The organism is Amycolatopsis sp. NPDC005961, from assembly GCF_040629235.1.
In the GTDB taxonomy this organism is placed as follows: domain Bacteria; phylum Actinomycetota; class Actinomycetes; order Mycobacteriales; family Pseudonocardiaceae; genus Amycolatopsis; species Amycolatopsis camponoti.
Genome location: NZ_JBEXVF010000008.1, coordinates 87,647 through 107,375, shown reverse-complemented (window position 1 = coordinate 107,375; position 19,729 = coordinate 87,647). Strand labels below are relative to the sequence as shown.

The following is a 19,729-nucleotide window of genomic DNA, read 5'->3' as shown; positions in this document are numbered from 1 at the left end:
TCGCGAGGCGGGCAAGTATCGCCGTTCGGGGGTATGCCGCGCCCGGGTGCAGGGGGCAATGATGGATCATGCGTTCGAAACTGCTGACCGCCGGGCTGGTCCTGGCGATGACTGCCGCACTCGGGGGTGTGGCCGCGGCCGACACGCGTCCTGGGGGACGACCGAAGCTGACGGACCCGCACCCGTGCCCGGAACAGCCGGGCTTCACCTGCTCGACGCTGACCGTGCCCTTCGACCACACGGGTCGCCGGCCCGGCACGCTCACCCTGCCGGTCGCGACCTCCGACAACGTGTCCGCGCCGAAGGGCGTGCTGCTGTTCCTCACCGGCGGGCCCGGGCAGGGCGGCGTCCGCACCATCACGCGGATCGCCACACAACGGCTGCCGGAAGTGGCCAAGGACTACCGGTTCGTCATGCTCGACCAGCGCGGCACCGGGGCCGGCGCGCTGAACTGCCCGGGCCTGCAGGCGCAGATGGGCAGCTCGGACATCGCGACGCCGACGCGCGACGCGGTCACCGAGTGCGCGCGCATCCTCGGCGACACGGCGCCGCTGTATTCGACCGACCAGACCGTCGCGGACTTCGACCAGCTCCGGCAGGCGCTGGGCGTGCCGAAGATGGTGGTCGACGGCGTCTCGTACGGCTCGTTCACGGCGGCGCGGTACGCGATCGCGCACCCGGGCAACGTCAGCAAGGTCGTGCTGGATTCGGTGCTGCCGCACCACGCTTCCGCGTCGGCGTCCCTCTACCTGACCGGGTTGACGGCCGAAGCGCGCGTGCTGCGCGCGGCGTGTTCGGCGGCCCCGGCCTGCGGTTACGACCCGGCGGACGACCTCGCGTGGGTGGTGCGGCACCGCGGCCCGGCCGACGGCGTGAAGATCTTCGACTTGATCGTGACGTACGAGTTCGTCGACCCCACGTACCGCGACCCGGCCGCGGGTGACGTCATCGGAGCGCTCCACGCCGCTCGCGCGGGGTCGCCGGAGCAACTGGACCAGCTGCTGGAGGCGTACAAGTCGGGTGGCGACGACCCGGCGTCGTTCAGCTCGGGCCTGCACGCGGCGACGTTGTGCGCGGACCAGCGCTTCCCGTGGGGCACGTCGGCGACACCGGTGGGCTTGCGGCAGCCGTTGCTGTCGTTGACCGCGCGTGCGCTGCCGGCGTCGGCGACCTGGCCGTACACGACGGATGTGGCCACACAGCAGGGATTCATCCAGAGTTGCCTGCCGTGGCCGGCGGAGCGCCCCGGTTCGAACCCGGCGTCCCGGCTGCCGAACGTGCCGGTGTTGCTGCTGAACGGCGACCGCGACCTGTCGACGCCGTTGGAGTGGGCACGGGAGGAAGCGGCGCAGGCACCGCGGGGCGAGCTGGTGATCGTGCCGGGCGAATCGCATTCGATCCAGAACCGCGAGCGCGGCCACGCGGGCCGCGACGCGGTGATCAGTTTCCTGCGGTAAGGCTTTCGAAGACGGCGTCGCGCACTTCGGCGTCAGCCGGTGTCCCTCGTCCTTGCTCGGCGGCGAGCTCGGCGAGGGACACCATGGTGACGTCGGCGAGGCCGCAGACGGTGAAGTGGTGGAAGGCCGCCATGTCCGGGTCGACGTTGAGCGCGAAGCCGTGGCTCGTGACACCGCCGCGGATCCGCATCCCGATGGAGGCGACCTTGCGGTGATCGGGTGTCCAGACGCCGGCGAGGCTCGAGTGCCCCGTCGGCGTTTCCCTTCTGACAGCGGGAAAGCCGAGTCTCGCCAGCGCGCCGACGAGCCCGGTTTCGAGCCACCGCACGATGTCGACGGGCCCGTGCGCCTTGACGTCGACGACGAGGTATCCGACGAGCTGCCCGGGCCCGTGGTAGGTGGCGAACCCCCCGCGATCGACCTGGACGGCGGGCAGATCGACGGGCAGGTCCGCGGGGTCGGTGCGAGCGCCGTAGGTGACGATCGGCGGATGGCTGAGCAGGAACAGGCGGTCCTCGGCGAGGTTCTGCTGCCGTTCCCCGACCCAGGTCCGCATGTCGGCCAGGGCTTGATGATAGTCGACCTCACCGAGGTCGACGCGCTTGATCGGCCATCCCACGAATTCAGGCTACGCCGGGTTTTCTGTGGAGCTGAGGGGAATCGAACCCCTGACCCCCGCCTTGCAAAGGCGGTGCTCTACCAATTGAGCTACAGCCCCGGGTGCGGGCTGACGCCCGCGGGAAACTCAGTTGTGGGACGCACCCGCCGGCTTGGCCGGGGTGGTGCCGTTGTTCGAGGGGACCGGCGCGGTCGCCTCACGCCAGAGGTCGGCTTCGGCCTTGGCCGCCTTGTTGCGCTTCACGACGAACAGGACGCCGCCCGCGATGACCGCGAGTGCCAGCAGCTTCTTCACCGAAGCCCCCTTCTCAGCTTGCTTCCCTTACCCCGCGATGCTACTGCACCGGCACCGGACGCCGTCGGGGGCGGTGGTTCCACGTGGAACCATGATCGCGCGGGTAACGCACGTCACACACCGCGGGAAATACCGGGGCGAGGTGTTCCGTTGTACCCATTGGTCGATGTGCCCACCGTGTCCCCCGGGCCTCACCTAACTGCCTTCGCGGAGTTCCGTCCGGCTGGAGCCGCGAAGCGCCACTCGCCGAGAGGCGACCGTGGTGCGCATCGACCGTGACCGCTCAGCCCTGCCGGCACCTTCTCTTCCCGGCAGGGCTGACCTGTATCCGGATCTTCCCCGAAAAGACGTCCCTGGCCATGTCGAGAACGTGGCGCCGGCTCCGTCCCCGGGGCACGATCGGCCACGAGGGCCGGGTGACCAGGGGAGAAATCATGACGATCCAGCGGCTGGACAACATCGGCGTCGTCGTCGAGGACATGGCGGCGGTCGTCGCGTTCTTCCTCGACCTCGGCTTGGAGCTCGAGGGCGAGGCCGAGGTCGGCGGCCCGGACGTGGACCGGCTCGTCGCGCTGGAAGGCGTCCGGTGCGACCTGACCGTGGTGCGGACCCCGGACGGCCACGGCCGGCTCGAGCTGATGAAGTTCCACTCGCCGGCGGCCACCACCGCCGCTGAGCCGAACGCGCAGGTCAACGCGTTCGGCTTCCGTCGCATCATGTTCGCCGTGGAAGACATCGAGGGCATGCTCTCCCGCCTGCGCGTCCACGGCGCCGAACTGATGGGCGACCTGGTGAAGTACGAAAACGGGTACAAGCTCGCCTACGTCCGCGGCCCCGAAGGCATCATCGTCGCCCTGGCCGAGAAGCTCGCCTGAACGACCGGAAGGACCACGACCATGGCTATCGCCGACGACCTCGACCGCGCCACCGACTCGCAGTGGGACTGGGTGGCCGAGCAGACCCGGACGTACCTGGACTCGGGCGGCACCGAGAGCCACGAATCGAACGGCGTGTACACGCTGATCCTGGCGACGACCGGCCGCAAGACGGGCCTACCGCGCCGCACGTGCCTGATCTACGGAACCGCCGGCGACGACCTGGTGGTCGTCGCCTCGAAGGCCGGCGCCGACGACGATCCGGCGTGGTTCAAGAACCTCCAGGCGAACCCGAGCGTCGGAGTCCAGGTGGGAACCCGCCGCCTGACGGCCCAGGCCCGGGTCGCGACCCCGGCCGAGCGCGGCACTCTCTGGCCCCTGATGGCGAAGATCTTCCCGCTGTACGACGAATACGCGCAGAAGACGGACCGCGAGATCCCGATCGTCCTGCTGACCCCGCAGGACTGACATCGCCAGAGCAGACAACGGTGGCCTTCGCAGTACCTGTATCAGCAGGATCTCCCCGACGTCCAGAAAGCCTGTCAACGTGTCCGAGTCGGCTCCCGGCTACTCGAAGGAAGACACGAAAACCCATGGCGGACAACCAGTTCACCGCTCACGCAGACCTTTTCGATCTGAGTGGGAAGTACGCACTTGTCACTGGCGGCACCAAGGGCATCGGGATGATGATCGCGCGCGGCCTTCTTCAGGCGGGCGCTCGCGTCGTCATCAGCTCACGCAACGCGGACACGTGCGCGGAGGCACAGCAGCTGCTTTCCGAATTCGGCGACGTTCGGGCAATCCCCGCCGACCTGTCCCGGCACGACGAGTGTCAGCGCCTCGCTGATCTGGTCAAGGCCGAGTCGGAACGTCTGGACATCCTCGTCAACAACGCGGGAGCGATGTGGCGCGAGCCGCTGGAGACGTTCCCGGACGAGGCCTGGGACACGGTGATCGATCTCAACCTCAAGTCGCCGTTCTGGCTGGTGCAGGCGTTGCTCCCCGCACTTCGCCGGGCGGGCACCGCCGACGATCCCGCGCGGATCGTCAACATCGGCAGTATCGCCGCCATCCACGTCGCCGCTTCGCCCAACTACTCGTACGCCAGCAGCAAAGCGGGGCTCCATCAGCTCACCAGGGTGCTGGCCAGGGAACTGGGCCCACAGCACGTCACGGTGAACGCGGTGGCCCCAGGACCGTTCCCGTCGCAGATGATGGCGTCCACGCTCGATGCCATCGGCGACACGATCGCGGCGAAGGCCCCTCTGCGCCGGCTCGGCCGCGACGACGACATGGCGGGTATCGCCGTGTTCCTCGCCAGCCGGGCCGCGTCCTACCTCACGGGCGCCATCATCCCGGTCGACGGCGGCATCGCCACGACCGCGACAGGCACGTAGGCCGTGGGGTACTCGCAGTACCTCCCTTCGCCCGCGGACAGGGCCTACGGTGACGAGGTGGCCACGATCGATCCGCGCACCGAGATCAAGGAATTCCTGACCTCCCGTCGCGCGCGGATCACGCCCGAGCGGGCCGGACTGCCCGCCTACGGCGGCAACCGCCGGGTCAAAGGCCTGCGTCGCGAAGAGGTGGCTCTCCTGGCAGGAGTCTCGGTCGACTACTACGTGCGCATGGAGCGCGGCAGCCTCGCCGGCGCCTCCGACGGCGTGCTCGACGCGTTGGCCTCCGCCTTGCAGCTCGACGAGGCCGAGCGCGATCACCTGTTCCACCTCGCGCGGCAGTCGAGGGCGCCCGGCGGTCCACGCCGCCGGCGCCCCGCCGTGACTTTGCGTCCGGCGCTTCAGCAGGTGCTCGACGCCATCACCGAGGCACCGGCGTGGATTTGCAACGGCCGTTATGACGTGCTGGCCGCGAACCACCTCGCCCGCGCGCTGTATTCACCGGTGCTGGCCGACACGCGACGGCCGGCGAACACCGCGCGGTTCGTGTATCTGGATCCCGAAGCGGCAAGAAAGTTCTTCGTCGACTACGACCGGATCGCCGGTGATATGGCCGCGAAGCTACGCATGGAAGCCGGCCGCAATTCGCACGACGAGGAGCTGATCGCCCTGGTCGGCGAGTTGTCGACACGCAGTGAACTGTTCCGTCAGCGCTGGGCGTCCCAGGACGTTCGGCTCCACCGATCCGGACGCAAGCGTCTGCACCATCCGGTGGTGGGCCGGCTCGACCTGGACGTCGAGTCGATGGAGCTGCCCGCCGAACCCGGCTTGCGCCTGAACGTCTACACCGCCCCCACTGGCACGGCGACCGCGGACGGCCTGGCCCTGTTGGCGTCGTGGGCGGCCAGCCAGGAGAACGTGGTGCGGTGATCACCGGGTTGGTCACCCAGGTCATGCAAAAAGCCCGGTTCGCATCTCGCGAACTGGGCTTTGCTTGTGGGCCTACCAGGACTTGAACCTGGGACCTCTTCGTTATCAGGCCAAGATCACCCTCTCGCGACCAAAGCACAGCTTCGTGAACTCTGGTTCGACCGTCCATGGACGTCCGCTGGAGGCTCCGGCGGTACTGGGTCATTGTCAGGCGGTTCGTCAGGCCGTCGTAGGCGGGCGACCAGGCAGTTCGGCCGCTCCATAGCGGCCAGGAGGTCAGACACCCTCGCGAGTCGGCCGCCGTGGCGCCTGGAATGTCAGACCGAAGGAGCACAATCGTGCCATGCGGGACAGCGATCGATACCTGATGCCCGAGGGCGCCAAGGTTGTAGGCCGACAAGACGATGTGTTCGAGATGCGGATCACTATCCCGTCCGACGAGCATGGCTTCTTTGGTCGACAGTGTCCGAGCTGCACACAGATATTCCGGGTCGACTCTAGCGATTACGATGCGCTTCCTGACGACCTTGAGCTGTGGTGCGTGTACTGCGGTCATCACACTGAACACAGTGAATTTCTGACACAGCAGCAGCTCGACAGGGCAATGCGTGCCGTAGATGATCTCGGAACGCAACTTATCCAGGAAGCAATCAATGACGCCTTCAGGGGGTTGACGAGGCCCCGCTCACGACGGCGGTCTGGCTTCAGCATCGAGGTCAGCCACCGCAACAAACCGTTCTACCCGCAACCGCTTCCCAAGATCAACGAGGAACAGCTAATTCGGGTTCGCACATGCGCTACCTGCACCCTTCGCTACGCGGTGTTTGGCGAGCACCGATTCTGCCCTGTATGCGGCCTGCTACCAGCCGAAGTCGTGGCGCTTGACGCCCTCGCCGCCGAAACCGCCAGACTCGACGGCCTGGCCCAACTGCCGGCTGAGGTCTCCGCGAGTTTGCGCGAGCAGGGCGTCTTCACTCGCATCTGGGTAGACACGTTGGAGAACTTAGTTGGCGTCGTCGAAGCGATGACATCGAAGGTGTTCCACTCCAGTGTGACTGACGCCGCCACACTGGTTAAGGGCAAGGGCAACATCTTCCAACGCCTCGATGACACCGCGGATCTATTCGCCGCTACGGGGCACTTAGACGTCCGCAGCGTGATCGACACACCCACTTGGCAGCGACTACAGGAAGCCTGGGCCACTCGTCACTTATTCACCCACAACGATGGATTGGTCGACGCCAAGTACTTGGCCAAGGTGCCCGGTAGCACGGCGAAGACTGGTCAACGACTGACGATCACCGAAGCGATGTGCCGACAGGCCATCACCGACACAGAGGCCCTGTGCCGCGCGATTGCGGCACTGACTGCGCCTTGACCCAGCCTCCGACGCAAGTCGGCATACGTCAGAGCCTGCCCGGTTCGGCCCGTAATGCGTCAGCCGGTCACAACGGGCACAGTTAGCCGAATGACCTGTTCTCCTGGGCCGCCGAAGCCAGCCGCCGGACTTCCTAGTCCGCCCAACCTCTACTACTCTAGAACACATGTTCGATGGTGTTCAAGGTTGCCGGTGATCCGCGAACCAGGAGGAGGTCCAACTTGAGATCGGTTGGCAACTCGTTGTAACAAGTTGCACCCCACTGGCCCTGTTTCCTACTCGGAAGGGCACGCATGCTGGATGCTGAACGCCCGCTTACTCGGTTGCTGTCAGAACTTGAACTCGGGGAGTATCCGTGACAGACCTGCTCGAAATGATCAACTTGGGCAACCGCAACGTCGATCGCTTGTCGGAACCTGGCGAGTTGCGCGCAGCGGCGGAGCAGGTCAGCGAGATCGCACACAACCACGGCGCTGCCACACTACTCGCCGCCAGCTCGGCTGCAGAGCGCATCATCGGGGCCGTCCTCGTCGGACATGCCGACCTGGCTCACGGCTTACACACGAGCACGCAGCCGCATCCCGATTCAGTCCTGATTGTGGACATCAACGTAGCGAGCGGCACAGCCCTGGCCAGGGCAGCACGACGGGCGCGCCAGTCTGGAGCGGAACGAGTAGTCGCCGTGGTGCTCTACCAACTAACGATGGAACTGCCCGACCCACGCACCTGGGACATCGACCACCTCATAGTGATTGACCATGAGGAGTCTTGACGACGGGGCAAGCCGCCAATCTAAGCAGGCAGACCAGAAACTGCGGCAATCGCTGCATCAGCATGCTGCGGCACCAGGCGCTTACCTGACTCGACGGCCTCTGCCTTTGGCACGCCGAGTACCTCCCCTACCTCTTTGCCGGTCCTTGCGCACACCGAACCCGTAACTCGCTCGCGACAGACCAGCATCAGCGCACCTTCGATCATGAGCCGGGTCCGCGGCGCAGCCTTCCGGTTACCTTGCGGACTAATGTCTGCCACTCGGATTACGGCGTCATGGATCTCAAGCTCAGATATCTTACTTCGCAGGTTTTGTGCGAGATGTACCAACTGCTCAGCTTGTCCGACAGCGTCCGTCCTCAAGATGTACGAGTCAGCAACAAGCGGGTTCGCCTGGTCACCCGATACCAAAACGCAAGATACTGTAGGCCCTTTGGGCGAAATCGCTACACACAAGCCGATCACTGTCATCGGCTAAATATAGACTACAGACGTGGGCCCATCGAACCCGATCCTGCCGGATAACCGCGTCAGCGACCGCTACGAACTCTTATCCCTCCTAGGGAAGGGCAAGAGCGGAGAAGTTCACCGTGCTCGCGACGAGCACCTGGGCACTGAGGTGGCACTAAAGATCTTGCTCCCCACAGACGGGCAGCCGGCAACATGGGACGAAGCCCAAATACTTGAACAGCTCCGAAGTGACTACTTGCTGCCGGTACACAATGCCGACATTGTATCCGAATCCGACTTGCGCTACATCACAACACCTGTCATGCACGGCGGAAACCTCTCAACGGCAGCGAGTCCGTTCGGCGTAAATCCACGCCAAGCATGCAAATGGGGACAACACATCGGGTACGGCCTAGAAAAGGTCCATTCGGCAGGACTTCTTCACCGCGATGTTAAGCCGGATAACTGCTACCTCGGCAGTGACGGCAAAGTGTTGCTCGCTGATCTCGGCATGGCACACAAGATCGACGATCACGGGAGAACTCCAGCTAACGGCACGCTAGTAACGGCCGCGCCCGAGGCTTTAGATCCGAGCAACCCGTATTGCACTAATGCATCAGATATCTACTCCCTTGCAGCAACAGTATTCTTCCTACTCGCGGGCGACTACCCAGTCTCAGCCAAACTCCCTTACCGCGAGACTTGGGAAAAGATTCGCACGAGACAGAGACGTAAGCTGCGCGATCTGGTGCCATATGTATCCATTGGACTTAGCCGCGTGATCGAGAAGAGTCTCTCGCTGGACCCAAAGGAGCGCGCACGAACCCCTCTAGAGTTCGCAAACCAGCTCGCAACAGTATCGCACTACGAACGCGACTGGCAGCGAGTTACCGCGCATTCGGGGCACTCAATGTGTTTTACGGCAGGCGGCACAAAGACCGCCAGCGCCATCCACCTCTGCGTTCTACAGACTAAGTCAACACTTGCTATTATTGCGAACCTAGAGAACGGCCGAAGGGTTCGCAAACACGAGCGCACCGGCATAAAAGTGAACCAGCTTCCTGCAACACTACGAGAAGTAGTAAGGAAGATTTAGGAGATGCAGGATCGTCCAAGAGTGAACTACTGGCTATCGCCACCGATAACGCCATAATGATTTGCGAGGGAAGCGAACAATGATCCTCGCCGCCGGGTCGCTCGATCGACAAGACGACGCATCGTAGTTTTGCCGAGCGGCTGATATCGCACCCAGTCAGGCGCCAAGTCACGTGCCTCGGCCAGCCAAGCCAACGCGTCTCGGTCATGACGCAAGTCCGCTGCTGCGGCTGCAAGGAGAAGTCGGTGGCCAGCCTCCCAGAACGCCGGGACGTCGCCGGTCGTGTCTGGCACGGCGGCCGCCAAGCGGAGCGCCTGTTCGGGGTCGCCGACCCGCGCCGCAAGCTCGACGTTCTGGAGCGCAGCGACCCGCGGGCCGAAGATCGCGGCCTCCGAAGCCGTGTCGCCTCGTGAACGAATCGCAGCCGCGTGAGCAGCGGCAAGGAGATCCTCGGCGCGGCTGGCGCTCCCAGTGCGCAGCGCTGCAGTTGCCGCGTTGAACAGCAGGTTGCCGAAAACGCCGGCGCGCACTGGATCACGGTCAAGCATCCGCGGTTCGATCGCAGCGGCCGCCTGCGTAGCGACGCGCTCCGCGTCCTCCGCCCGGCCTTGGCGGACCAACGTCCACGCCAGGTAACGCAGCGAAATTGCGGCCTCGACCTCTGGAGCGTCCGACTCAGCGGCGGCCTCGATCGCCCGCGCGGCGGAGGTGTACGCCAGGTCGTCGAAGCCGAGCCGCCCCGCGATGCCGGCACCGAGCCGATACGCCGTCGACAGGACACGGTGCGCGCCGGCGCGCTCCTCGTCACGGGTGTCGCGGACGCCTCGACGGGCGTCGGCCAGGACGACCGGCAGCGCGTGCAGCAATTCGGTGTGGCGGCCGTCGACGTACGCCCTCCAGGCCGCGTGTGCGCTGGCCGTGAGTTCCGGGAGCGGCAGCAGCTCGCGGGTGTCGGCCAGGTCGTCGAGACCGGGGATAGACGCGTCCGCGGTGATTGCTCGGCGGAGCGGAGCAATGTCGACATTGCGGGAGTGTGGCGCCGGCAGCGAGCCGAGTAGCGCATCGACCGAGACGCCGAGCGCGGCCGCGAGCTTCCGCAGGGTGGCCGGGCGGCTGGTGGTCCGAGTGCCCTGCTCGATACGCGCCACGGTGTCGACGCCGACCGAGGCAGCCTCGGCGAGCCCCTCTTGAGAGAAGTCGCGGGCTTTGCGGATACGCGTCAGGTTCTCGGCGAGCGGGTTGTGAGCGGTCATCCATCCTCCGGCTGTGTGCACGCAGTAACCAGACTACTGCGCTACGCGCCTACCGTCCTCACATATCAGCAGCTCACCGGCGCGCGCAGCGTCGAGAGCAACCGCGATCCGGCGCGCGAGGATCGGCTTCAGGCGCGATGCCGCGGTGTCGAGCGGCAGCAGCTCCACCGACAGAATCTCGGGGTCCGTGATCGTCAAGGCCTTGACCTCGGCTTCGGCGACCAGGCCGCCGTCGAAGACGTATGCCATCCCCTCTGGCATGCGCGAGTCGTCCGGGATGTAGTCGATCACCAGCAGGTTGCCGAGCGGCCGATCGATGCCGACCTCTTCCGCGACCTCCCGGGCCGCCGTGCGCCAGGGCGGCTCGCCCTCCTCGCACGCGCCGCCCGGGATGTCCCAATGCGGCTTGTACGACGGCTCGACGAACAGCACCCGGTCGGCCTCGTCGCGGAAGAGGACACCGGCGGACATGCGCTTGCGATTGAGCGAGCGCACGTACTCGTCGAAGGGGAGCAAGTCCACGAGGCGAGGCTACCGGCGGCGAGCGACGTCCCGCTGATCTATGCCGTTCACGCCTAGTTCGTACGCGTTGACCTGCCGAAATCATGGTTACCGGCTGTGTTTTGGGTGTCCAAGTTCGACGACAGTTGATCAGGTGACGGCAAAAGACGGGGGCTCGACCGGGCGCGAGGACCGGCCGACGTTCTGGTGCGGCGGCTCGCTGTTCAACACCGGCGGCCAGCGGCTCAACGAGATCGACTGGAGCACGAATCAGCACCCGATGACGCACGCTGACATGACCGATGCCGACTGGGAGCAGGCTGCCGCTGCACTTCGGGCGTTCGAGGTCGAGCGGGGACGTCGATGACGACGTTAGAAGACCGCCCGGTGAGGCATGCGGCCAACCCTCGGCGAGATTTCTGGGAGTGGCACGAGTTCACCGGCGGCGACGGCTGGGCTCACCTGTACCTGCACTCGGAGATGGCGAACCCGCGGCTCGTCCTGCTACTGCCCTGGTGCCTGATCAACGATCCGTTTCCGCTGGAACACGACCGCCCGAGCGTCAGCCGCGGTCGGGTGATCCCGAAGCCAGGCCGGATCTGCCCTGTCTGTGCGAGCCAGAACGAGCACCGGCGAATCGAGGTGCCGCGTGCACGCGCGTGATCGCGAACTGCTGGCCGGCCTCTCGAAGGTGAACTCCCGGATCGGGAGCGTGACGGTCGAGTTGCTGACCCTCCAGGCGAACGACGTGCGCTACGCGGCGGCGTTGCGCACGCTCGCCCGTCAGCTGGCGCAAGTCGGCGCCGCACTGGCCCGACGCGCCGGCGAGTTAGACGGCGTCGACGTCGATCTGGTGAGTCTGCTGGACGTACCGAGCGAAGACGCTCAACGACTGAATGGAGCGGGTTGAACCGTGACCGACGCTGCACCCCGACCTGCCCTCGTCGCGCTCGCAGACGGCCTCCGCGACGCCCGTACCCGCAGCGGCGTCGGCCTCCGCCGGCTCGCCGACATGATCAATCTTCACCCGGGAGTGCTGTCGAGTTTCGAACTCGGCAAACGCATACCGCCGGACACGACCGTGGCGCACATCCTCGGCGTCCTACGCTCGCCGACCGCCGTGTGCGATCAGCTCGTCGACCTCGCCCGTCGAGCCCACGAACGAGACTTCATCGACCACGCCGGGCGCGCCGAAGACCTCTTACGGACGACGTACGAGCAGCGGTCGACGCACGTCTTCGAGTGGTCGCCGACCCTGATTCCGGAGGCGCTGCAGACCGTCGAGTACGCCCGCGCGCTGCGGGATACTGGCCTGGTCGAGCCCAGCCCTGACGTCGGCCGCCGATCGCTTGCCCGGACGGTCCAGGAGCTCACTTCGCCGACGGACACGGAGCCGCGACGCACCTACCTGATCGGCGAGGCCGCTACTCGTTCCGATTTCGGCTCGACGGATGAGTTCCGCGCCCAGCTCGACGCGGTGATCGCTCTGACGCGCCACCCCCGTATGTCCGTCCGTCTCGTGCCGGCCGCCAAGTGCCCGCCCGGCCTGGTCGAGCCATTCACCCTGTACGAGAACCGTGCTGGCGCCTTCACGGTCGCCGTGCCACACCACCGCGGAGCCGTCTTCATCACGCACGAAGACACCGTGACGGCCTACAGAAAGACCGCCAAGGCGCTACAGCGCCACGCCACCGACACCGGGTGGCGCTAACCAGCTCCCGGCCGGCGCGTCCTGACCTCCCTCCAGGCGGCGCGCTGGCCGGGTTCCACCCACGCGTCATTCGCCGCGCATACGTTCCCGCCGAAGCTCTAGCCTGGCTGAGGCACCCCGATAGAGGAGTCTGATGACCACGACGAAGGCCTTCACGTCAGAGCGGACACAAGCCGTATTCGAGGCAGCGTGCGCCTTCGCCGGGCTGGACGCGGCCGGCGCGAAGCGGGTCCGGTTCGGGGAGAACGCCATCTTTCGCCTAGCCGACAGCTCAGCTGTCGTCCGCGTCGGACGCTCGATCCCCGCGGCGACGAAGGAAGTGCTCGTCGCCGGCTGGCTCGCAGAGAACGCCTTCCCCGCTGCCACGTCGCTACCCGGCGCCGAACAGCCGTTCATCGAGGACGGGTTACCCGTCACCTTCTGGAACTGCCTCGAAGAGGACGACACCCCGATCACACCGGCGGAGTTCGGGAAGCTGCTTCACGACCTCCACGCGCTCCCCCATCCGAAGGACTTCCGCCTGCCGGCGTTCTCCCCGATGCCGAAGGTTGAACCGCGGCTGCAAGCCCTGAAGGGCAAGCTTCCCGAGGCTGACCTCGACTTCCTGCGCGAGCGTTACGAGGAACTTTCCGAGAAGTTCCAAGCCCTTGAGTTCCCGCTTCCCGCGGGTCCCGTGCACGGCGACGCGCACCCCGGGAACGTCATGCGCGCCCCGGACGGAACGCTGAACCTGATCGACTTCGAGGACTTCGCCTTTGGACCACGCGAGTGGGACGCGGCTGTGCTCTCGGTCCGTCACCAGGCGTTCGGCTGGGCATCCGAGGCCGAGTACGACTCGTACACCGAGGCGTACGGGTTCGATCCGATCAGCTGGGACGGGTTCCCCGTGGTCAGGGCTACCCGCGAGCTGAACATGACCATGTGGCTCTCGCAGACCGTCGACGAGTCCGCCGAGGTCAAAGCCGAGGTCGAGAAACGGATCAGCGACCTACGCGACGATCAGGCGCCCCGCCACTGGAAGGTTTTCTGACGGCAGGTGAATGTCGGCGAAGTCGAGGAACTCCTTCACAAGCGGGTCTCCGGCATGCCCGCCCAGGCGCCCGCGGAAGTCATCGAGGTACGAGATGACGCGGAACGACTTCAGTTTCGCCGCCGTCTCGACGACGGACCTGGCCACGTCCAACGCCTCTTCGAGGTTCCCGCCTTGCAGGTGCGACGTGGCCAGCACGGTCCGGCAGAACGAGAGGCTTCGGACGTAGGTTGACTCCGAAGCCGCGATGGACGCGGCGGCGTGGTGGTTCGCCAACTCGGCGTTCCCGATGTCGCGGAAGCAGTGCGCGAACTCGGCGTGTAGCTCGGCTTCGTCGAAGTAGTGAATCCACTCCGGGTCGTTTTCGCGGATGCCCTGGCAGTGCCATCGTTCAGCCGTGAGCAAGGCGGCCGTGACGTCCTCTGCTCTGCCGAGTGACGCAAGCGCCCTAGCTTCCATCGCGTGGAAGAGCGCCATCGTCGTCGGAGTGGCGTAGCCGTTGGCCCCCTTGTATGCCGCGCGTGCCAGGTCGACGGCCCGTTGGAAGTGCCCGAGGAAGTTCGCCTGGTGCGACATGCCCGCGAGGATGCGGCCGCACAGCGCCTTGTCGCCGGCCGCCTTCGCCAAGCGGAACGCCTGCGTTAGGTACCGCTGCGCGAGTCCGTGCGCGCCCGTGTCGTAGGCCGTCCAGCCGGCGAGCCGCGTCAGGGCAGCGACCTCCCGGAAGTACTCCCGGCCGACTGGATCTTGCGGGGACACGTGCTTGATGTTCGGCAAGATCTCCTGGTCGAGGAACGAGGCGACGAGCGACTTCGGCCGGCCCCCGCCGTACTTGTAGTCGAAGCTGCTGAACATCGCGGTTGCCTCGCGAACCGCCTCGACGTCCACCAGGGTGATCGAGCGCGGCTCGGATGGCGGCCGCGATCCTTCGTCGTCGGAGTCAGTCAGCCACCGCACGAGCAGGCCGCTCCATGCCTCCGGCACGACGGCCAGAGGGCCGACCCGCTTCGGCGTCCGCAACTCGAGTTCGGTGATCGCCCCCAGCGCGACCAGGCTGTGTGCGATTTCCTCGGGGTACTCCAGACCGACGTCGTCCGAGGTGGTTTCGGCCGCTCCGCCAAAGCCGATCTCTTCCAAGCCCACAGGCCGCCCGAGCAGCTCGCCGAGAACGCCGGCGATCAGCTGGCAGGTGCGCGGGTGCGGCTTCGTGCCGTCGAGCCAGCGCTTGACCGACACGTGGTCCGCGCTGACAAGCTCGCCGCCGTCTCTCAGGCTGCGCTCGCGCACACGGCGAGCGAAGCCCTTATTAGTCGCCCCCGCCTGTCGCATAACCGCAGCTAGAAGTGCGTTCGGCTGCTTCCCCTTGTCGACCACCGGTACCTCCGAAGGTCATTAAAGCACCCCCCGTGCACCCCCCACGTGCAGAAATGCACCCCCGCGTGCACACTGCTGCACCCCCGCCCCTGCGCGGTTTCCTGAGTTCATCAGCGACAACGCCGGATCGAAACCCCGATCCGGATCGGCCTCCCGGCCCGTCGCAGAACGAAAGGAGACCGTGATGGCGAAGAGCAACTTCCCGGTTATGAAGAGCGGGAGCGGCCTGGTCGGGAAGGCGATCGGCCTGATCGTCGGACTCGCGATCATCGTGCTGATCGTCAAGTACCCGACCGACTCGGCGAGCTGGGCCAGCGGAGCCGCGCACGGCATCGGTGCCGTGATCGACGGTGTCGTGACGTTCCTCCGCGCCCTGTTCGGCTAGTTCTCCCCCAGCTTCCGCTCGATCTCGCCGAGACGCTTCCGGATCTCGGCAATGGCCTGCCAGACCCGCTCATCCCCCGAGGCCTCGGGGCGAGCCGCGGAGTCACCTTCGGCCGGCTGGGTGCGCACGAACGAGCCCTTGCCGTGCCGGATCACCACCAGGCCCTCTTCCCTGAGGTGGGCGACAGCGCTCTTGGCCGTGTTCACCGCCACCCCCCAGGAATCGGCCAATTCCTGGTAGGTCGGCAGCTGCGCCCCGGGGGCGTACTCCCCCGAGAGGATCGCGGCCCGGAGACCGCCGGCTACTTGCAAGAACGGCGCACGAGGGTCGTCCGGGTTCAGGGATGCCATACCACCAGCGTAGGCCAAGTCAGTTGGCTAAGTCAGTTCTCCCATGTCAGTTGACAGAGTTAATAGACAGGACTTACGTTGAGTTCCGGCCGACACCGGCCGCTCCCGAGCGGGAGACCTACAAGTCGTTGGAGTTCACACCAATGGATGACCTCATCCCTTTGCCCAGCTACGCCCCGGACGGACTGACCGAGTCGGACATCGACGCGATGATCGCCGAGTACTTCGTCACGGCTCACGACCAGGAAGCCGCGAGCACCCGCCTGGCGCCGAGCACGGACCGGGCCGCGACGCATCGACACGTCCGGCGCATCAGCCGCCAGAACGTCAGCTCGGCCCTTCGGAGCCGGTCGGACAGTCCCGGCGCGGCCGCTTGAAGCCGCCCCGGCCCGGCGCACGGAACCGCCAAGAACCACCCGCCGGACCGGGCTTCTCCCAACCACTTCCAAGCCAGTCAGGAGAACACCCATGGTAGGGCTCGACACGCCCACGAACACCCGAAGCGCGTACCCGCCTTCGGTCGCCGACCTGCTGCCCCGTGTCCGTGAGTTGGCCGCGGACCTGGGCGAGCGCCCCTCCCGGAACCGGATCATGACCGAGTTCAAGGTGGGTGCGCCGAAGGCCCGCGCCATCCTCGCCGCGCTGAACGAGGAAGCCGACACTAAGCCCGTGCGAAAGCTGCACGCGGTGACGGAAACCGTCCAGGTCGAAGAGCCGAACCAGGATTCCGAGACCTCGGACGAACCGGCCTCGGATGACGCCGAGCCGCAGGTCAACGTCACCGCAGACCCGGGCGCGACGCCGGAGAAGGTGCGGCGGATCAAGCTGTGGCCGGTGCTCCTCCTGGCCCTTCCGGCGTTCGTCGCCGTCTGGAGCGGCTGGGTCGGTCTCGGCAGGCTGACGGGGTTCGGCCCGATCCAGCTCCTGCCCGGGATCTGGGACCACCTGACGATCAACTCGGCGATCACACTCCCCATCGGGGTCGAGACCTACGCGGCATTCGCCCTGCGGGTCTGGCTGTCCCCGGCGACCCGGACCCATCGGGTTCGCAGCTTTGCGAAGTGGTCGGCCCTGGGCTCGCTCGTCCTCGGGATGGTCGGCCAAGTCGCCTATCACCTGATGTCCGCCGCAGACGTCGAACGCGCCCCCTGGCCGGTGACCACCCTCGTCTCCTGCCTGCCGGTGGTCGTCCTCGGCTGCGGCGCCGCCCTCGCACACCTCGTACGCGACACCACCGACCAGGAGGTGAACGACTGATGAGCACCACCTACGAACCGAACGGCGGCCGCGTGATCGCGTTCCCCGGAACGGCTTCCGGGGAGGCCGACCCGTTCGTCATCGACGCCGAGCCCGGCGACGAGGCCGCGGAGCAGTCGCCGGCCGTCCCGGTGGATCGCCCGGTAACGGACGGCTCGTCGTGGCTGGACCGCCTCCGCACGCAGAACCGCCAGGCGATCATCCCCAGCTACCTCAAGTCGACGGCCGACGCGAAGGACGCCGCGAAGTGGGTGGGGAAGCACTACGCGCACAAGGCCGGCTACCACGCGGCGCGGTCACCGCTCTACGCGCTTCGGCTCGCGGTGCGCTCCCCTCGGGGCCTTCTCCTCCTGCTGGCAGCAACCGGCCGGTACGTGACCGACGCCGAAGGGCGTCCGGCCCGTTCGGAGACGGCTACGGCGGATAAGGCCGACCTATACCTGAAGCTGTCCCAGCAGCGTGACCGGCGAGTCGTGCTCCGGCTGATTCAGCTCGGTCTCGTGTCGACGGTCGGCCTGGTCCTGGTGTTCACGCTGCCGAACGTCCTGCCGGAGTGGGTGATCTGGGCCTGCGGCGCCATCGCGGTAGGACTGCTCGGAAAGCTCGGGTCCACCCGGGACAACCCGGTGGTGTCGTCTCGCGCCGTCCTGTCCACTCAGGTCCAGAAGCTGACGAGTGACAACGTCGTTCAGGCCCTGTCGGTGCTCGGCATCGCGGGCATCAACCAGGCCCTTGCCAAGAACCCGAACGCGATCGGGTTCACGGCGCCGATCACTCGCGACGGGCCGGGTTGGCGCGCCGACGTCGACCTTCCGCCGGGAGTCACGGTGTCCGAAGTGGTCGAGCGGCGCGCGAAGCTCGCGTCCGGCCTCGGCCGTCCCCTCGGCTGCGTCTGGCCGGAGGGCAACGCCGAGGTTCACCCTGGGCGGATGGTCCTGTGGGTCGGCGACCAGGACCTCTCCAAGTCGCGACAGGCCGCCTGGCCACTGCGGAAGCCCGGCACCGTGGACCTGTTCAAGCCTCAGCCGTTCGGCACCGACCAGCGTGGCCGGTGGGTGGACATCACCCTGATGTTCATCTCGATGGTCATCGGCGCGATTCCGCGGATGGGCAAGACGTTCACCCTGCGAGAGCTGCTGCTGATCGCCGCCCTCGACCCGCGGGCCGAGCTGCACTCGTTCGACCTCAAGGGAACCGGCGACCTCTCGCCGCTGGCGCCGGTGTCGCACCGGTACCGCGCCGGCGACGAGCCGGAGGACATCGCGTACGCCGTCGCCGACCTCCGGGCGCTCGCCGACGAGCTGCGGCGGCGCGCGAAGGTGATCCGAGAGCTGCCGAAGGACCTGTGCCCGGAGAACAAGGTCACGCCGGAACTGGCTGGCAAGAAGTCCCTTGGCCTGCACCCGATCGTGATCGGTGTCGACGAGTGTCAGAAGTGGTTCGAGCACCCGGAGTACGGCGCGGAGATCGAGGAGGTCTGCACCGACCTCGTGAAGCGCGGCCCGGCGCTGGGCATCGTCATCATCCTCGCGACGCAGCGGCCGGACGCGAAGAGCATCCCGACCGCGATCAGCGACAACGCGGTGATGCGGTTCTGTCTCAAGGTCACCGGACAGCAGGCCAACGACATGGTTCTCGGCACCTCGTCGTACCGGAACGGCATCCGAGCCACCACGCTGTCCTTTCGGGACAAGGGCATCGGGTACCTGGCCGGCGAAGGCGACGAGCCGCGCATCACCCGCGGCGTGTACATCGACGGCCCGGACGCCGAGAAGCTCGCCGCCCGCGCACGAACCGCACGGCTGGCGGCCGGGCGGCTGACCGGCTACGCCGCCGGCCTCGACCTCACGCCCGAAGATGACGAGGACACGAGCACCTTGCTCGCCGACGTGCTGACCGCGATCGGGGACGCCGAAAAGGCGTGGTCGGAGCGGATCGTTGACCGGCTCGCCGAGCTGCGGCCGGCGGTCTACGGCCCGTGGGCGGAGCTGCCGACCGGCGCGGCGAAAGCAACCCAGCTCTCCACCGCGCTGAAGCCGCTCGGGATCGCCACCAAGCAGGTGTGGGGCAACGACGCTGACACCGGCAAGGGCGCCAACCGGATGGGCGTCAAGCGCGAATGGATCGCCGACGCACTGACCGAGCGTGATCGGAACCGCAAGAGCGGCTAGCTCCCGCAGGGCTCTAGGTCTAGAGCCTCGTCCCTCTAGACCTAGAGCCCTCCCTAGACCACCACAACACCACTGATCAGTGCCCTAGCACCTAGAGGCGCGGACCGAGTGCGGCCAAAAACAGCCCCGGAGGCTCAGTTGAACCCCCTCAGCAACCCGACCGTCCTGCTCCTACTCATTCTCGCGATCGTCACTCTGGGCTACTCCTGGTCGTGCGCGGTCTACCCGTACAAGCCGTGCCGCTCCTGCCGGGGCTTCGGCGCTTTCCGCTCGCCGCTGCTCCGCGCGATCCGGCTCTGCCGCCGGTGCAACGGCACCGGCCGCACGCTCCGCGCCGGCCGCCGTGCCTACAACTCCTGCCTCCGCGCTCGCCGGTCGTACCGCGATCTCCGCGACCGCGACCGCCGCGACAACAGCCGCTGACGTACAG

24 protein-coding genes and 1 tRNA gene are annotated in these 19,729 nt (G+C 66.7%); 18 read left to right on the top strand and 7 right to left on the bottom strand.

The window, feature by feature from the left end; translation table 11 throughout:
• Positions 1 to 68 precede the first annotated feature (68 nt).
• Positions 69 to 1,457, top strand: coding sequence for an alpha/beta fold hydrolase (locus tag ABZ342_RS09850; RefSeq protein ID WP_360470862.1), 1,389 nt, complete (start codon positions 69 to 71; stop codon positions 1,455 to 1,457).
• Here ABZ342_RS09850 and lipB read toward each other — a convergent pair.
• The 3 genes from lipB to ABZ342_RS09835 form a co-directional block, all read right to left on the bottom strand.
• On the bottom strand, positions 1,441 to 2,076 hold the full coding sequence (gene lipB, locus ABZ342_RS09845) for a lipoyl(octanoyl) transferase LipB (protein ID WP_360470859.1): 636 nt from the start codon (positions 2,074 to 2,076) through the stop codon (positions 1,441 to 1,443). The two genes, ABZ342_RS09850 and lipB, sit on opposite strands and share 17 nt — an antisense overlap.
• A 26-nt stretch (positions 2,077 to 2,102) precedes the next feature.
• Positions 2,103 to 2,175 (bottom strand) — tRNA-Ala (locus ABZ342_RS09840).
• Positions 2,176 to 2,202: 27 nt separating this feature from the next.
• The gene (locus ABZ342_RS09835; protein ID WP_086679331.1) at positions 2,203 to 2,370 is read right to left on the bottom strand and encodes a DLW-39 family protein; all 168 of its coding nucleotides are present in this window, start codon (positions 2,368 to 2,370) and stop codon (positions 2,203 to 2,205) included.
• 434 nt (positions 2,371 to 2,804) lie between these two features.
• Between ABZ342_RS09835 and ABZ342_RS09830 the strand changes: the two genes are divergently transcribed.
• The 7 genes from ABZ342_RS09830 to ABZ342_RS09800 all read left to right on the top strand — a co-directional run bounded on the left by ABZ342_RS09830 (position 2,805) and on the right by ABZ342_RS09800 (position 9,267).
• Entirely contained in the window at positions 2,805 to 3,245 is a 441-nt protein-coding gene (locus ABZ342_RS09830) for a VOC family protein (protein WP_360470855.1), read from the top strand.
• A gap of 21 nt (positions 3,246 to 3,266) precedes the next feature.
• Positions 3,267 to 3,713, top strand: coding sequence for a nitroreductase family deazaflavin-dependent oxidoreductase (locus ABZ342_RS09825; RefSeq protein ID WP_360470852.1), 447 nt, complete (start codon positions 3,267 to 3,269; stop codon positions 3,711 to 3,713).
• A 125-nt stretch (positions 3,714 to 3,838) separates the two neighbouring features.
• Positions 3,839 to 4,642: an SDR family oxidoreductase gene (locus ABZ342_RS09820; protein ID WP_360470850.1), complete on the top strand. Its 804-nt coding sequence runs from the start codon at positions 3,839 to 3,841 to the stop codon at positions 4,640 to 4,642.
• A 57-nt stretch (positions 4,643 to 4,699) separates the two neighbouring features.
• Positions 4,700 to 5,572: a helix-turn-helix transcriptional regulator gene (locus ABZ342_RS09815; RefSeq protein ID WP_360470847.1), complete on the top strand. Its 873-nt coding sequence runs from the start codon at positions 4,700 to 4,702 to the stop codon at positions 5,570 to 5,572.
• 343 nt (positions 5,573 to 5,915) lie between these two features.
• Positions 5,916 to 6,950: a hypothetical protein gene (locus ABZ342_RS09810; RefSeq protein WP_360470845.1), complete on the top strand. Its 1,035-nt coding sequence runs from the start codon at positions 5,916 to 5,918 to the stop codon at positions 6,948 to 6,950.
• 355 nt (positions 6,951 to 7,305) lie between these two features.
• Complete coding sequence (locus ABZ342_RS09805; RefSeq protein WP_360470843.1) at positions 7,306 to 7,722, top strand: hypothetical protein; 417 nt, start codon at positions 7,306 to 7,308, stop codon at positions 7,720 to 7,722.
• A gap of 492 nt (positions 7,723 to 8,214) precedes the next feature.
• The gene (locus tag ABZ342_RS09800) at positions 8,215 to 9,267 is read left to right on the top strand and encodes a serine/threonine-protein kinase (RefSeq protein ID WP_360470841.1); all 1,053 of its coding nucleotides are present in this window, start codon (positions 8,215 to 8,217) and stop codon (positions 9,265 to 9,267) included.
• A 26-nt stretch (positions 9,268 to 9,293) separates the two neighbouring features.
• Here ABZ342_RS09800 and ABZ342_RS09795 read toward each other — a convergent pair whose 3' ends face one another.
• Positions 9,294 to 10,520, bottom strand: coding sequence for a helix-turn-helix domain-containing protein (locus ABZ342_RS09795; RefSeq protein ID WP_360470838.1), 1,227 nt, complete (start codon positions 10,518 to 10,520; stop codon positions 9,294 to 9,296).
• A gap of 33 nt (positions 10,521 to 10,553) precedes the next feature.
• Positions 10,554 to 11,042: an NUDIX hydrolase gene (locus ABZ342_RS09790; protein ID WP_360470835.1), complete on the bottom strand. Its 489-nt coding sequence runs from the start codon at positions 11,040 to 11,042 to the stop codon at positions 10,554 to 10,556.
• A gap of 133 nt (positions 11,043 to 11,175) precedes the next feature.
• On the opposite strand from ABZ342_RS09790, the gene ABZ342_RS09785 reads away from it, so the two are divergent.
• The 5 genes from ABZ342_RS09785 to ABZ342_RS09765 all read left to right on the top strand — a co-directional run bounded on the left by ABZ342_RS09785 (position 11,176) and on the right by ABZ342_RS09765 (position 13,762).
• On the top strand, positions 11,176 to 11,388 hold the full coding sequence (locus ABZ342_RS09785; RefSeq protein ID WP_360470832.1) for a hypothetical protein: 213 nt from the start codon (positions 11,176 to 11,178) through the stop codon (positions 11,386 to 11,388).
• Positions 11,385 to 11,684, top strand: coding sequence for a hypothetical protein (locus ABZ342_RS09780; protein ID WP_360470829.1), 300 nt, complete (start codon positions 11,385 to 11,387; stop codon positions 11,682 to 11,684). Before ABZ342_RS09785 ends, ABZ342_RS09780 begins: the two co-directional genes overlap by 4 nt.
• Complete coding sequence (locus ABZ342_RS09775) at positions 11,671 to 11,931, top strand: hypothetical protein (RefSeq protein ID WP_360470827.1); 261 nt, start codon at positions 11,671 to 11,673, stop codon at positions 11,929 to 11,931. The genes ABZ342_RS09780 and ABZ342_RS09775 overlap by 14 nt, the downstream gene beginning before the upstream one ends.
• A 3-nt stretch (positions 11,932 to 11,934) precedes the next feature.
• Positions 11,935 to 12,732, top strand: a complete 798-nt coding sequence (locus ABZ342_RS09770) for a helix-turn-helix transcriptional regulator (protein ID WP_360470824.1) — start codon at positions 11,935 to 11,937, stop codon at positions 12,730 to 12,732.
• Between the two features lie 133 nt (positions 12,733 to 12,865).
• A complete protein-coding gene (locus ABZ342_RS09765) occupies positions 12,866 to 13,762 on the top strand; it encodes a phosphotransferase (RefSeq protein WP_360470821.1) in 897 nt (298 codons plus the stop codon).
• Here ABZ342_RS09765 and ABZ342_RS09760 read toward each other — a convergent pair.
• A complete protein-coding gene (locus ABZ342_RS09760) occupies positions 13,721 to 15,049 on the bottom strand; it encodes a hypothetical protein (RefSeq protein ID WP_360470818.1) in 1,329 nt (442 codons plus the stop codon). The two genes, ABZ342_RS09765 and ABZ342_RS09760, sit on opposite strands and share 42 nt — an antisense overlap.
• A 271-nt stretch (positions 15,050 to 15,320) precedes the next feature.
• Here ABZ342_RS09760 and ABZ342_RS09755 point away from each other — a divergent pair, with 271 nt between their 5' ends.
• Positions 15,321 to 15,521, top strand: a complete 201-nt coding sequence (locus tag ABZ342_RS09755; RefSeq protein ID WP_360470815.1) for a hypothetical protein — start codon at positions 15,321 to 15,323, stop codon at positions 15,519 to 15,521.
• Here the strand turns inward: ABZ342_RS09755 and ABZ342_RS09750 are convergent.
• Positions 15,518 to 15,871 carry a winged helix-turn-helix domain-containing protein gene (locus ABZ342_RS09750; protein ID WP_360470813.1) on the bottom strand — a complete coding sequence of 118 codons (354 nt, stop codon included), beginning with the start codon at positions 15,869 to 15,871 and terminating at the stop codon, positions 15,518 to 15,520. The two genes, ABZ342_RS09755 and ABZ342_RS09750, sit on opposite strands and share 4 nt — an antisense overlap.
• Positions 15,872 to 16,014: 143 nt before the next feature.
• Between ABZ342_RS09750 and ABZ342_RS09745 the strand changes: the two genes are divergently transcribed.
• The 4 genes from ABZ342_RS09745 to ABZ342_RS09730 all read left to right on the top strand — a co-directional run bounded on the left by ABZ342_RS09745 (position 16,015) and on the right by ABZ342_RS09730 (position 19,722).
• Positions 16,015 to 16,248, top strand: a complete 234-nt coding sequence (locus ABZ342_RS09745; protein WP_360470810.1) for a hypothetical protein — start codon at positions 16,015 to 16,017, stop codon at positions 16,246 to 16,248.
• A gap of 91 nt (positions 16,249 to 16,339) precedes the next feature.
• On the top strand, positions 16,340 to 17,128 hold the full coding sequence (locus tag ABZ342_RS09740) for an ABC transporter permease (RefSeq protein WP_360470807.1): 789 nt from the start codon (positions 16,340 to 16,342) through the stop codon (positions 17,126 to 17,128).
• Positions 17,128 to 19,299, top strand: coding sequence for a cell division protein FtsK (locus ABZ342_RS09735; RefSeq protein ID WP_360470805.1), 2,172 nt, complete (start codon positions 17,128 to 17,130; stop codon positions 19,297 to 19,299). The genes ABZ342_RS09740 and ABZ342_RS09735 overlap by 1 nt, the downstream gene beginning before the upstream one ends.
• 138 nt (positions 19,300 to 19,437) lie before the next feature.
• A complete protein-coding gene (locus ABZ342_RS09730; RefSeq protein ID WP_360470802.1) occupies positions 19,438 to 19,722 on the top strand; it encodes a hypothetical protein in 285 nt (94 codons plus the stop codon).
• Positions 19,723 to 19,729 lie beyond the last annotated feature (7 nt).